General features: G+C 38.7%; 12 protein-coding genes. 9 read left to right on the plus strand and 3 right to left on the minus strand.

From position 1 onward, the window contains the following. Positions 1–12: 12 nt before the first annotated feature. From DN064_RS01330 to DN064_RS01360, 7 genes are all read left to right on the plus strand, one after another. The gene (locus tag DN064_RS01330) at positions 13–510 is read left to right on the plus strand and encodes a hypothetical protein (protein ID WP_115460806.1); all 498 of its coding nucleotides are present in this window, start codon (positions 13–15) and stop codon (positions 508–510) included. Between the two features lie 47 nt (positions 511–557). After that, entirely contained in the window at positions 558–2,015 is a 1,458-nt protein-coding gene (locus DN064_RS01335) for a lipopolysaccharide biosynthesis protein (protein ID WP_115460807.1), read from the plus strand. Positions 2,016–2,027: 12 nt separating this feature from the next. Then, the gene (gene dut, locus DN064_RS01340; RefSeq protein ID WP_115460808.1) at positions 2,028–2,462 is read left to right on the plus strand and encodes a dUTP diphosphatase; all 435 of its coding nucleotides are present in this window, start codon (positions 2,028–2,030) and stop codon (positions 2,460–2,462) included. Positions 2,463–2,580: 118 nt separating this feature from the next. Next, positions 2,581–3,600 carry a sugar phosphate nucleotidyltransferase gene (locus tag DN064_RS01345; RefSeq protein WP_115460809.1) on the plus strand — a complete coding sequence of 340 codons (1,020 nt, stop codon included), beginning with the start codon at positions 2,581–2,583 and terminating at the stop codon, positions 3,598–3,600. 4 nt (positions 3,601–3,604) lie between these two features. Further along, positions 3,605–4,948, plus strand: a complete 1,344-nt coding sequence (locus DN064_RS01350; RefSeq protein ID WP_115460810.1) for a tetratricopeptide repeat protein — start codon at positions 3,605–3,607, stop codon at positions 4,946–4,948. A gap of 10 nt (positions 4,949–4,958) precedes the next feature. Continuing rightward, positions 4,959–5,747, plus strand: coding sequence for a DUF4292 domain-containing protein (locus tag DN064_RS01355; protein ID WP_115460811.1), 789 nt, complete (start codon positions 4,959–4,961; stop codon positions 5,745–5,747). Then, a complete protein-coding gene (locus DN064_RS01360; protein WP_232827341.1) occupies positions 5,744–6,964 on the plus strand; it encodes a murein hydrolase activator EnvC family protein in 1,221 nt (406 codons plus the stop codon). The genes DN064_RS01355 and DN064_RS01360 overlap by 4 nt, the downstream gene beginning before the upstream one ends. Positions 6,965–6,966: 2 nt before the next feature. Here the strand turns inward: DN064_RS01360 and DN064_RS01365 are convergent, their stop codons facing one another. The 3 genes from DN064_RS01365 to DN064_RS01375 form a co-directional block, all read right to left on the minus strand. Further along, positions 6,967–7,179 (minus strand): DUF6515 family protein, encoded by a 213-nt coding sequence (locus tag DN064_RS01365; RefSeq protein WP_232827342.1) that lies wholly within the window; start codon positions 7,177–7,179, stop codon positions 6,967–6,969. Between the two features lie 45 nt (positions 7,180–7,224). Then, positions 7,225–7,740 (minus strand): acyl-CoA thioesterase, encoded by a 516-nt coding sequence (locus DN064_RS01370; RefSeq protein ID WP_115460813.1) that lies wholly within the window; start codon positions 7,738–7,740, stop codon positions 7,225–7,227. Between the two features lie 62 nt (positions 7,741–7,802). After that, positions 7,803–8,741, minus strand: a complete 939-nt coding sequence (locus tag DN064_RS01375) for an HU domain-containing protein (protein ID WP_115460814.1) — start codon at positions 8,739–8,741, stop codon at positions 7,803–7,805. Between the two features lie 105 nt (positions 8,742–8,846). On the opposite strand from DN064_RS01375, the gene dprA reads away from it, so the two are divergent. Continuing rightward, positions 8,847–9,950, plus strand: a complete 1,104-nt coding sequence (gene dprA, locus DN064_RS01380) for a DNA-processing protein DprA (protein ID WP_115460815.1) — start codon at positions 8,847–8,849, stop codon at positions 9,948–9,950. Between the two features lie 167 nt (positions 9,951–10,117). After that, entirely contained in the window at positions 10,118–14,251 is a 4,134-nt protein-coding gene (locus DN064_RS01385; protein WP_157962194.1) for a hypothetical protein, read from the plus strand. The last annotated feature ends 176 nt before the right edge of the window (positions 14,252–14,427 follow it).

The raw sequence follows: 14,427 nt of genomic DNA on the forward strand, positions 1-14,427 counted from the left end.
AAAGCTTCGAAAATGAAAATGTTCCTCTTAGTTCTATTATGTTTTTATAATCACAGTTATATTTTCGATAATGGAATAGAGTTCCACAGAGATTTTAATGACCAAACTAGCGCTATAAAAAGTGTCTACTATGAAGACTGGACTGCTGGGGTAAAAGGTGGAGGAGGTGGAGTATTGTGCACGGTAGTGTTAGATGAGAATTCCTCTGTTGAATTGGACTCTATTTTTTTTCAGGGCTACTCTGCAAAATTAATCCCTTTAAAACAGAATTCTCTTATTTACAAGGCAAGTATATCATTCAGAAATCTAAATAATTTTGATCTGCAAAGCAATGATGTAAAAACTTCCGAGTCAAATGCTGAACTCTACCAAAAAAATAAGGATGTATTTGACATGAAATTAGAACACGAGAATTGTGTTGTATCTTATCTAGAGAACACGGTTTTTAAGTATATTAAGTTTGAAAACATACCTTTTTATGAAGAGAAACTTAAACAGCGTAGAAATTAAGTTCAGTTGCCAAAATGAATTTTAATGCAATTACATTTTACGAATAAATGGCGTTAAAATCATTATTCAAGCAAACGTTTATCTATGGATTAGCAACAGTACTCCCCCGTATGCTAAGCTTTCTCCTGGTGCCACTTTATACTTCGGAAAAGGTTCTAGGGTCCCCCGCTGAGTACGGTACTGTCTCCCTAATATTCTCATACTTTGTTTTATTCAATGTCATTCTTGCCTATGGTATGGAAACTGCGTTTTTCAGGTTTTATAACAAAGAAAAAGACCAGGATACTATTGTAGGGACCTCAAGTATCTCTTTAATTGTCAGCTCATTTATTTTTTTAGTTATAAGTTACCTTTCAATAGACCAGATTTCCCAAATAACAGTCATTGAACCTAGATACCTTAAGTTGGTGATATGGATCTTGTTTTTGGATGCACTTGTAATTATTCCGTTTGCCTGGTTACGAGCTCAAACTAAAGCCACCACTTATACCATAATTAAACTAAGCAACGTAGCCATTAATTTAGGTCTAAACTTATTTTTCCTATTAGTGCTACCCGAATTGTCAAAAAGCTCAAACTTTTGGGATTCCTTATATATCGAAGGGTATCAAATAAGTTACATTCTATGGGCCAACATCATTGCAAGTGGCCTTACGTTAGTAATGGTGTCCCCAACCTACATAAGATTAAAATGGAGTTTTAATAGGCAACTCTGGATGCGTATGATGCGTTATGCCTATCCTGTCTTAATTGCAGGAATAGCATTTTCTATTAATGAGACTTTTGACAGGATATTATTGAAAGGCCTTTTACCATCTGATGTGGCAGATACGCAAATAGGCATGTACTCTGCCTGTTACAAACTGGCTTTATTCATGACCTTGTTTGCTACGGCGTTTCGCCTAGGGGTGGAACCTTTTTTCTTCAGCCATGCAAATACTAAAAACCCCCAGACCAACTATGCCCGCATTCTTGAGTTTTTTGTAGCTATTGGGTCTTGCATACTTCTGGTGGTAGTAGTTTTTGCTGATGTATTGAAAGTTCTTATTATTAGAAGTGAGGCGTATTGGGAAGCTATGTGGATTGTCCCTATTGTACTAATGGCTAACTTTTTTCTAGGCATATATCATAACCTCTCTGTTTGGTACAAGATTACAGATCGCACTAAATATGGGGCTATTATCTCGGTCATTGGTGCATTAGTCACATTGGGAATTAACCTTGTGTTTATTCCGCAATTTGGATTTAAGGCTTCAGCGGTGGCCACTCTTATGGCTTATAGCTTAATGGCTTTCATTTCATACTTTTTAGGAAGACACTACTATCCGATTCCGTATAACCTAAAAAAGATTGGAACCTATTTGGCCTTAAGCACTGGTTTAGCGTGGATAAGTTTTTATCAACTCTCTGGTAATTATTACTTCGGTATCCTGGCTATAGTTGTATTTTTATTGACGATTTATATTTCGGAAAAACAGAATATCGAGTCCATTTTAAAACGGTAAAAAAACGGAAGGATGACAGTTAAAATTATCAATAAATCTAATCACGATTTACCACACTACGAGACACTAGCTTCAGCAGGGATGGACCTGAGAGCCAACTTGTCTGAGAGTAGAGTTTTAAAACCATTAGAACGTACCATAGTGGGTACGGGCTTGTTTATTGAGTTACCCATTGGTTATGAGGCACAAGTAAGGCCTAGAAGTGGCCTCGCCGCAAAAAAAGGAATTACAGTGCTCAATGCCCCAGGGACTATTGATGCTGACTATAGAGGTGAAATTGGTGTCATCTTAGTCAATTTATCCAATGAGGATTTTCAAATTAATAACGGTGAAAGGATTGCCCAATTGGTCATTGCTCAATACGGTCGAATAGAGTGGGAACAGGTAAAGGTCCTATCTGAAACAGCTCGCGGCACCGGAGGATTTGGAAGTACTGGAACTAAATGATTGATGATTACAGTTTTGCGAAATATGAAATGGAAGTATTAAAAACTATAATAAAGTAAAATTATGGAACCCTCAAGCTTCTAATTTTTGAGAGCGAGACGGTTTATTATCCCTATCTATGAAAATTATTGTTCCAATGGCGGGCAGAGGCTCGCGTTTAAGACCTCACAGTTTAACAGTTCCCAAACCCTTGATTCCCGTTGCAGGACAACCAATAGTTCACCGATTGGTGAAGGATATTGCTAAGGTCTTAAAACAACCAATTGAAGAGATTGCTTTTGTTTTGGGAGACCCTGCTTTTTTTGGGAATGACGTAGTATCAAGTTTAACTTCATTAGCTGAAGAATTAGGCGCAAAGGCCTCCATTTACCGTCAAGACCAACCATTAGGAACTGGGCATGCTATAATGAGTGCTGAACCCTCACTTTCGGGACCTGCAGTCATTGCATATGCAGACACCTTAATAAGGGCTGAATTTGATCTGGATTCAGAAGCTGATAGCGTCATTTGGACTAAAAAGGTGGATAATCCAGAGGCCTATGGTGTTGTGCAATTAAATGACAAGGATCAAATTGTCGAGTTAGTTGAAAAGCCTGAAGAATTTGTGAGTGATCAAGCTGTTATAGGCATCTATTACTTTAAGGAGGTTGGAGAGCTTAAAGCAAAATTACAGGAGGTTTTAGGCGAAAATGTAATGAATGGGGGCGAGTATCAGATCAATGATGGAATAAAGCGAATGATGGCAGCTGGTAAGGTATTTAAAACAGGTACCGTGGATGAGTGGATGGACTGCGGTAATAAGAACGTAACTCTGGAAACCAATGCTAAAATGTTAGGGTTTATTGAGGCTGATGGCCTTGAGACAATGATTGATGATTCGGTTGAATTCATTAATTCTAAGATCATTCCACCGTGTATTGTTGGACCTAATACAGTGCTCAAAGATAGTACTGTTGGTCCGTTTGTATCCATAGGAGCTAATTGTGTAATAGACAATAGTGAAGTTAAAAATAGCTTAATACAAAATCATACCTCTATCAAAAATGCTACCTTGGATGAAGCCATGATTGGTAATCACGTTACTTATAAGGGTGACTATACAAGAATAAGTATTGGTGACTACAGTCATTTGGACTAGTGAGATGAAAAAACTGAGTATCATACTATTATTAAGTGTTCCACTTTTAGTTTGGACTCAGGAACCCCTTGCTACCCCAGTAGAAGATGATATGGGCATTGTAGAAGATCAATTCCAGGAGTTGTTTTTTGAGGCCTTAAAGCAAAAGGGCATTGAAAACCATGAAAAAGCCATTGAAGCTTTACAACAGTGCCTTCAGATCAATCCAAATTTACCCGAAGTATATTTCGAGCTTGGAAAGAACTACAAAGCTTTACAGCTCTATCTCGAGGCGGATCAGGCCTTAAAAAAAGCCCTACAATTAAAGCCTGGGGAGGAATGGATTTTAGATGAATTATACGATGTGTATTTTCAACAAGGAGCTACCGAAAAAGCCATGCAGATTGTAAAGCAGCTTGTAGACATTCATCCAGATTATAAGCAGGATCTTGCTACACTATATCTTAAGCAACAAGAGTTTCAGCAAGCCCTTAAATTGTTGGATGAATTGGACAAGGAGTTTGGCCCAACCGTTTTAAGAGATGCAATGAGAGACGATATTTACAATGCCACAGGTAATGATGGGGGACGCATTGAAAACTTAAGGCAGCGTATCATTGAGAATCCTAAGAATGAAGAGAATTATCTGAATTTAATTTATCGCTATAGTGAATTAGGAATGGAGAACGAAGCTTACGAAACTGCCCAAAAGTTGATTCAAGAAATTCCTGAATCTGAGTTAGCTCATTTAGCGCTTTATAAATATGCTTTGAGGCAGGGAAAATCCAATGAAGCTGTTAACTCCATGAAAATTGTTCTTAATAGTTCAAAGGTCGATGCCGGAACAAAAACCTTAATTCTGAATGATTTTGTAAAACTAGCTCAAATAAATCCAGAGTATAAAGACGATCTTTTGGAAGTGACCTCAAAAATTGCTTCAGAAAATGAATCGAAATTTGAATTGGGCTATTTCTATCTCCAAAATGGTGAAAAAAAGAAAGCCTTAGAAAATTTAAGCTTAGCGCTTGAGGAGGATTCAACTAATTATGACCTTTTGAGAGATGTACTACTATTAAAAATTGAATTTGAACAGTATACTGAGGTGGCTGAGCAAAGCAGTGAGGCTTTAGAATTATATCCCGCTCAGCCTTTACTCTATTTAATTAATGGGGTTTCTAATAACCGTTTGTTTAGTACAGAAAAAGCAATTGAAAGTCTTGAAATGGGTTTGGATTTTTTGGTAGACGATATAGAAATGGAAATTGATTTTTACAAGGAGTTGAGTTTTGCTTACAAGCAATTAAATAATAATAGCAAGTCCGAAACGTTTGCTAAAAAGGCAGAATCCTTAAAACAACAGCAGAAGTAAAGCCCCAATTATGAAGCCAGTGTTTATTAAAAGAGCAGTAGTTATAGTATCGTCTTTAGCTATCCTATTAAATTATTCATGTAACTCAGCTAAACGATTAACGGCTTCAGGAGAACCTAATGCCGATCTTAGTACAAGGCAATTAATTAAAACACATAAAAAACGGTTTACCGATTTTAAAACACTTCAGGCTAAGGTTAAGGTAGACTTAACACAGCGAGGTAAAACGCAAGGGGTGTCTTTTAGTTTAAGAATGGAGAAAGATAAGGTGATCTGGCTCAGTGCTACATTAGGTTTGGCTAGATTAAAAATCACTCCTGAAAAGGTACAGTATTACTCAAAAATTGATAATGAATATTTTGACGGAGATTACCAGTTGATTTCAGATTTTGCGGGCGTTGACCTTGATTTTATAAAGGTTCAGAATTTATTGCTGGGGCATGCCATATACGATCTTGAGAATCCCCAACATCAGGTTTCTATAACTGAATCTTCCTATATCTTAAAACCCAAAGAGTCTGATGCACTTCTTGATATTCTGTATTTAATTAATCCATCACATTTTAAATTAGATGCCTTGGAGCTGTATCAGCCAAAGAATAGAAGGATGCTTCAGGTAGATTATAAAAGTTACCAGGAAGTAGAAGATCAAGTGCTGCCAAAGGATATTAGAATTGTGGCAGTTGATCAAAAAGATGAAGCGGCCATTGCCCTTGAGTTTAAATCCATAAATCTCGATAAGGAATTGCGTTTTCCATTTAAAATTCCAGCTGGGTATAAGGAGATACAAGTTAAATGACATATAGACTGCTTACATACGTCATTTTTATTTCTGCAATGGTCTTATTGCCTTGCTCACTTCCGGCTCAAAATAGAACCCAAAAACAATTGGAAGCCAAGAGGCAGCAATATCTGCGTGAGATTAAACAGATGGAGAGCCTGCTTAATACAGATAGGAAAAAGCAAAAATCCATAGTGGATCTGGTTGAAAATATAAACTACAAAGTAAGTGTTCGCCAGAATTTAATTAAGGTCACTAATGATCAGGTTAATTTCTTAACACGACAAATCAATAACAATCAAGCAAAAATTTCGGATTTACGTGTCCAGCTAGAAACCCTTAAAAAGGATTATGCTCAAATGGTGGTGAGGTCTTACAAGAATAAATCCGATCAATCCAGAATCATGTTTTTGTTATCATCTGATAATTTTAAACAGGCCTATAAACGCTTCCAATACATGAAGCAGTACAGAGCCTATCAGGCGGATCAAGCAGATGAGATTAAACTTAAAACACAAGAACTTCAAGATTTAAATCTTGAATTGTTGGACCAGAAGGAGGACAAAAGCAAATTAGTAGCTCAGAATAGAGAGGCAAAAGAACAATTACAATTAGAAATGTCTCAGCAAGAAGAGGCAATGTCGGCTTTAAAGAAGAACATGAATAAGTATGCTGCCGACATTAAAAAAAGACGTCAGGAGATTGATCGCATTGACGCTGAGATTGATAGATTGATTAAGGCTGCTATTGCAGAATCCAATAAGAAGGCCGGAAATACCAAATCAACAGGGAAATTTGTTCTTACCCCAGAGGGAAAAAGAATCGCTGCCAGTTTTGCTGCTAATAAAGGCAATTTGGATTGGCCTGTAGAAAAAGGAGTTATTAAGTCCAAGTTCGGCCGAGGGCGGTCTTTAAGCGATCGATCAGCAACTGTAAACAATCAAGGAGTTATTATTGCGACTGAAACAAAAGCAAAGGTAAAGGCAGTGTTCGAGGGTGAAGTGCGCATACAAATTATTAAACGAGCAAACCCAGTTATAATCGTTAAACATGGAGATTATTTGACCGTTTATAAAAATATGGGTAAGATCTATGTGAAGACTGGGGAAAAAATAAAAGCAGGTCAGGTTATTGGTGAGGTATTCACCAATAAACGTTCAGGGGAATCTTATTTAGGCTTTGGGGTGTATAAGAATACCAAAGCGCAAAACCCAGAATACTGGCTGGCTAAATAAATTTACACCCGCACAACAACATAGCCTTTTCGTGTTTTCTTATAATGTCTGCCATTAAAATAGTAGTAGCGATGCCCCTTTATTTTGACAACTTTATAGGATCGCGGTAATTTTTTTACAACAGTAACAGTTTGTGGTTCTGCAACAACCACACGACTTCTACAACTACTTAATAGAACAATTGAGACTAAAGCAATGAAGATAATTCGATTCATGATAGGGTGTGTTTTTACTTAAGACCCCAAGACATGAAAGAAGGTTTAATTATCAAAGAAGAGCGCTTTTAACTCGGTAGCGTCTTCTGGCTTCATTTTACCAGCAAGGACCAGACTTAATTGTTTACGTCTTAGAGCCGCTTTATAGCGCTCTTTTTCGAGTTCAGTTTCAGGAATTAAAGCCGGTATTTTAACTGGGCGTCCAGTATCATCAACGGCTACAAAGGTATAAATAGCCTCATTAGCCTTAATACTTTCACCAGATTCACGGTCTTCAATCCATACATCCATATAGACTTCCATAGAGGACGAAAAAGCCCTTGAAACCTTGGCTTCAATAGTAACAACACTTCCTAAAGGAACTGATCTGTTAAAAGCAACGTGGTTTACTGAAGCCGTAACTACAATTCGTCTGGAATGTCTTCTTGCCGCAATACTTGCTGCTCTGTCCATACGGGCCAGAAGTTCTCCTCCAAACAGATTATTAATGGGATTGGTTTCACTGGGTAAAACCAAGTCTGTAACAATGGTTTTAGATTGAAATGCCGTTTTTCCTTCCATAAATCAAAATTCACGACAAAGTTAGTCGAAATTTAGTTTTAAGATTTATAACAGGAGAGGAATTAGTCTATTTTTTTAATGAGTAACCAGGCTTCAGGATTGTGATTAATTCTAATTGTTCTAAGGGCCTGTTGAGCTTCTTGGCGAGACGAATAACTGGAATAAACTACTTCATGAAGTCCATATCTATTGACCCCAATTTTACGTGCTTTATACCCAAGTGCTTTTAGTTGTTTTACCTTTTTATCAGAGTTGGCTTCCACACGAAAAGCACCAGCTACAATATGAAAATTACCAGTTTGCTTTTCAATCTCTAATAGGGCACTTGGTAGCGGATTTGATATCACAAAAGTAGCCTCTTGCACTTTCGACTCAACTACTTTATTAGCTTCATCCTGAACCATAAGATTGTGTGCGTTGACATTTTTCTCATGATACTTAAGCCCGCCAAAGCCCGTTAACCCAAGGACTACAACTGCAGCAGCTGCATAGCCAATCCAGTTTCTTCGACGCTCACCACTTGGATGCGCCAGAACTGGAGCAGCGCTTTCTTTTATGACTTCTACTTCTTTAATGGCTTGGCGTTCAATGGCGTTTATGGCCACATCAGATAAACCAAAACTAGAAGTCAGGTAATTAATAGAGGCATTAGGTTCAAATACCAAAGATCCAGAGGCATCTAAAACTAAAGCGCCAATATTTTTAAACTCAAGAGTCTTTTGCTCTGCAATATGTTTCTTAAACCTTGAAACTGCATCGGAAATCAGGCCAAGCGCTTGTTCATATGGGATCTTCTCAAGTTCGGCTACATAATTGCATAATAAACCGTCGTTGTGCTGCAACTGCGAATTAAAGGACAACACCTTTGATGGTGGTAAAAACAAATGGTTCTCTGTATCAATTTGGGCTGAGATACGCTTTGTTAAAAACGCCCCAAACTCAGGGATGATAACACAATCGTAGCGGTATAGTAAATCGCTTATGTAGGTCTCCAATGGCATAGTAAAACAAAGTTATAAATTTTTAAATCACACTAAAATCATGTTGTTCTTAGTTATTAACAGCCGAAAAAAGATGTACATTTAGTTGATTATCATTGATTTATTATGACAGAAAATGAGCTTCTGGCAGTATTGGCGCTTCAAAATGTTCCAAATATTGGATCTACCATCGCCAAGAAATTGATTGCTCATTGTGGATCAGCCGAAGCGGTTTTTAAAGAAAAAAGAAAAATACTGTCCAAGATAAATGGCATAGGACAGTTTGCACTTCAGGGGCTTCATGATCAAGTACATTTTGATGCTGCTGAATTGGAACTTAGATTTATTAAAGATGAAAAGGTCCGAGTGCACTACTTTTTGGAGGACAACTACCCACGTAATTTAAAACACTGTATTGACGGACCGGCACTATTATTTTCCAAAGGACATATTAATCTTGAAAACAAGCGTATTATTAGTATAGTTGGATCCAGAAAAGCAACAAACTACGGCTTGGCTTTTTGTGATGAACTGGTTGAAATGCTCCTTCCATATAATCCAGTTATTGTTTCAGGATTCGCCTACGGAATCGATATTGCTGCTCAAAAGGCTGCTTTAAACCATAATTTACAAACGATAGGTTGCCTCGCTCATGGATTAAACCAGATCTACCCTAAAGCGCATAGTAAATATGTCAATGCTGTCGAAAATCATGGGGGGTTCTTTACAGATTTTTGGAGTACCGACGTATTTGATCGCAATAACTTCTTAAAACGAAACCGCATTATTGCTGGCCTATCAGAGGCAACTATAGTTATTGAATCTGCAGAAAAAGGGGGCAGTTTAGTAACAGCAGATATTGCTAATTCTTATGACAGAGACGTTTTTGCATTACCAGGAAGAGCTTCGGACAATCAAAGCAAAGGATGTAATAACCTCATTAAAACGCAGCAAGCTCATTTGCTTTCCAACCCCCTGGATGTGCCCTACATTTTAGGCTGGCAATTAGAGCCAGAGCAAAAACCGAGCATTCAAAAAAAGATGTTTGTTGAATTGAACCCTGAGGAAAGGGTAGTTTTTAACTTTCTCAAGAATCAAGATAAGGAACAACTAGACGTCATTGCAATTAAGTGCAATATTCCAACATTTAAGCTAGCAGGTATTTTGTTGAATATGGAACTAAAAGGAGTTGTTAGGCCGCTTCCAGGCAAGCAATTTCAATTAATATAAATGCAAAACGTACTCCATAAGCTACCAAAAATAACGATGACGTGATTTGTGGTTAATTCAACATCGTAATTAAACGAAAATCTACGCAGTATGCCTTGATTATTAAGTGCTGGGACTCATCATTGCATAACTTTGCTAGCACGCTATTAATCAACTACTTAAAAGTCATGAAAAAACACACTCTACCTACGGAGATAAAAATGACTACCCCTCAAGTCTTTAAGTCGTCTGTGTCATTTTTTAAAAGTACCACTCTCATTACTCTTGCGATATTACTTAGCCATAGTATGGCTATAAATGTATGGGCGCAAACAATTACAGATGTGTACCCTACGAGAGTAACCAATGGTTCTACTATTACGATTGAAGGAACTGATTTTACTCAGGCCATAGCTAATACTATAAGATTTGATAATGGCGGGGGCATGGATGCTGGCAGCAAGTCGGTGAGTGCCGATGGGACCAGAATGTTTTTTATCATAGGAAGAAGTAATGTGACAACTAATACTCCGGCAACGGCAGTTGCTCCAGAGGATCTGACAAGACAATTGCAGGTTGATTTGGGTTCTGGTTTAATTGACGTTGAGATCTCTAATCAACCCGTAGATATTACCTATATCGCACCAACGGCTATGATTCACGCCGTTTCAAGTGCCCCAGCAAATATTATTGACGGACGAATTCTAGCACCTAATAGAGTAGAAGAAATATACACTGATTATGGTGGCTTAAAACGATACGAACAAGGAGATGCCTTTAATAGAGGTGATTTTAATTCTGGAACTTTTGGACGATGGGAGTTTTTTGGACTTCAGTTTCCAGCCGTCCCAACAGGAATTTTAGTAGAAGCTGGTGGTCGGGGACGTGGAATGTTTATTGGATTCAACAGTTCAGGTGATTTTGTAGCCAGAGGGGGTGACGGGCGTACTGTAACTGCTAATGGTTGTGCAAGACTTGTATTACCTGCTTCGACGTTTGCTGGTAAGAACGGAAGGCTATTAGTGACCTTGGAGCCTAGACAAGGCTTGCTGACAAGTGGACAACTGACCATTGAGTGGGATGAAGATGATGACGGTAGTATAGACTATTCAAATACAATAACAGCAGCCTCAAATTATCTAGGATATGATTCTTTTAGAGAATGGTCAGGAGGTAATGCCGGTTTTGTTGGAAAGTCCAATGGCAATATCGCTGGTTCAGAGGTTAGTGGAGCAGCTACCTTTAATGGGACAATTGACTACATGACCTTTAGTAATTTTGAAGATACGCCAATTGCCTGGAGATCGTCATGGGGGACCTACAGTAATCAACCGGCTAGTGAGAGACCAGATAACCCAATTATACCCGATAATTACCATGATTTACTCGGATTTAAATATGATGGTATAGTCTATGCCACTGGAGCCGATAATGATCTGTTAGAAGAGTTTCTAGGAAGTGAGATCGTGGACGGTAGTGGAGATCCAATACCGGGCCAATACGATCGTACACGATTTAAAGCTTACTCTACTAATGGGGTGCAAAATACCACTGTAAAGCAGCATCATATTTTCACTGGTGAATATGTGGATGGTAAGGAATTAGAGGGTACAGTGGAATTTCGAAGCGCTCCTAATATTGACCCTAATGATGAAGATTATGAACCAGCTTTTGCAAATATAAGAAGCTTATCTATGTTTGACGTCTTGGTTGACGGGAAGAACGGGCTTAACATCGGTTCAGGAATTAACAATTTAAATCAAACTACTGAAATACAATTCTTTAGTGGAAATGGTGAAGTGGGTAACGCCGCGGATGAGGTCCCCGACTTATTAATACCCAATATGGCGGAAGCCGGGGGTACAGATGTTTATTATTATTCAGATGAATTGGGTAATATTGTTGGACGCCCCATTAGCATTCGCATTAACAATAGCGATGCACATAACCCACCTTTATCGCACTGGCAGAACGATCAGTATCGTGTAACCTTTCCAGGAGTAAGCTTTAATGATGCAGAACCTATTGAACGCATTTATGGGAATGCGCAGCAACGCCCAATGCGGTTGATTGCCTTTAAATTATCTGATTTTGGAATAGGTGATAATGTCAACCCGGCATTTGATATCACAAGTATAGAAAATATTAATGCTGGTGCTGGCGGAACCGCTGATATTCCGTTTCTAGCTTATAATGGAGCTACTTTTCAAATTCGATCTCCTGAGGTTAGGGTTAGGCCTAGTGGACGGTCCATCTGTGAAGTTCCTAGTAATATTGATGTGGCTTTTACAGTTGCAGCAAGTGTTGATGGTGGTTTTTCTTTTGGGGATTCCGACGAATTAGAGAAAGAAAGACTTACGTTTGAGTGGTTCCGTTTTAATACATTGATTCAAACAGATTCTGATGTTTCTCCCTCAACTGCTCCTATCATATCTCCCTCCGGAGAGAATGCTATTTCAAGTTATACGGTTACTGATGTAGGTGTTGAAGAGTTAGGGCTCTACAGAATTAGAATCAGTAACGATTATGGTACCACGATTGTTACGGTGCCCATTGAAGAAGGGGGAGTACCTGCTATCTGGGATGGTACCCAGTGGAATTTTCCAAGTGGGTACGTAGCCGAAGGAACACCTAACCCTGGTTCTGGGATTACGGTTGTTGCCGATGAAGACCGGCGATTGATCTGGCAAGAAGATGTTATTATTAATGGCTCTGATGTGGTGGGCTGTGACTGTGTTATTCCTTCGGGGAAAACAGTTGAAATCACCAATCAAAAAGCCTTACGATTGTATGGTCAGTTAAGTATTGGCCCGGCAACCCCCGAATTGGATGACGATGGTAATCCAACAGGAGCCATGACACCAGCAGGTCAGTTAATTATTAACGATGGGGCAAGTTTAATTCAAACCAAAGATACGGACGTTAATAGCAATGTGGGCGAGATCGATATGAAGCGTACCACGAGTAATTTAAAGCTGTACGATTACATCTATTGGTCTTCACCGGTAGCGGATTTTGAGCTGAGTGACATACCCAATGATCGCAGTTATTTATGGGATGTAAGGGCTGTGAATGCCAATGGTACGGATGGTAACTGGAATTATTATACGGGTGCCATGGATATGGGTCGTGGGTATATAGCTAGAGTTCCGTCTGCTGCCGATTTTACGGTGGATTATAAAGGGGTGCCTAATAACGGTAGAATACTTCAGCCTGCTTTAACTTCAGTCGGTTCTCAGGATGTTGGGGACAAGCATTGGAATTTAGTGGGTAATCCCTATCCTTCGGCGATAAGTGCCGAGAAATTCTTAACCCACCCCGCCAATAGTATGTTAACTGGTGCGGTGTATATCTGGAGCCGTTCAGGAGCCTTATCCAGCACTAATCAAAGTCCTTACTATCAGGATTTTGGATATAATTATGCCGATTCCTTTATCACCTACAATTCAGTTGGATCTGTGCCGGCAGATAGCTTTAGTGGTAATATTGCCGCAGGACAGGGGTTTTTTGTAAAGGTCGCTGATGGGGTGTTACCAGGCAATGTAGAATTTAGAAATACCATGCGTTCTGGGGTATCAGATAGTGTCCTGGATAACACTGAGTTTTATCGTACCAGTGAGGGTAATACCACTCCAGAGCCAGAGCCTGAAAAGGAGCGTGTTTGGTTGAGTATTGTAGATGCTAATGATCAATCGGCCTCTACCCTAATTGGTTATATAGATGGTGCTACAACAGGGATGGACAGATTGTACGAAGCGTTTTTAAACAAAGGACCTAATGAATTGGCAATCTACTCACCTTTTGAACAGGGGAGAATGGTTATACAGGGAAGACCATTACCATTTGATGATACAGATGTGGTTAACTTAGGTGTACAGATTCCAGCAACGGGTGAATACACTATAGGAATTGATAAGTTAGACGGTGAGGCATTAATGGAAGAAGATCTGCCAATTATTTTAGAAGACTTACTCACTGGTCTTACCTATAATTTAAAAGAAGCACCAGCGACCATTACAATTGATGAAGGTGCTTATGAAGATAGATTTGTACTGCGATACAATGCCAATCAGCTAAGTACTAAAGACGTTGATACTACAGAAACCATAGCTTATATCAAGGATGATATCCTGCATGTACAATCCTCTATGGTAATAGATAAAGTACAGGTATACGATATGACAGGGAAGCGGGTAATGGAATACGAACCAGAGACCAACAGAACTATAATACAAACAGACTTTAACTTCTCAAGAGGGGTTTATATCACCCTGATAAGTTTGAACGGAGAAATCAATATTAGTAAGAAGCTCATCAATTAGAAAACAATAAAATTAAAATAATAGCCATATGCTACATCCTGGAGATATCTATTTCTCCTCGGATTAAACTCATATGGCGATTATTTTTGTCGATTAACTGAATTGTTTTCGTCTATTTTGATGAATATCGACCTTTGCTAGCTGACATTTAACAATTTACATAGCTAGACCGCACT

Origin of the sequence: Winogradskyella aurantiaca (assembly GCF_003362725.1) — a bacterium.
Classification (GTDB): domain Bacteria; phylum Bacteroidota; class Bacteroidia; order Flavobacteriales; family Flavobacteriaceae; genus Winogradskyella_A; species Winogradskyella_A aurantiaca.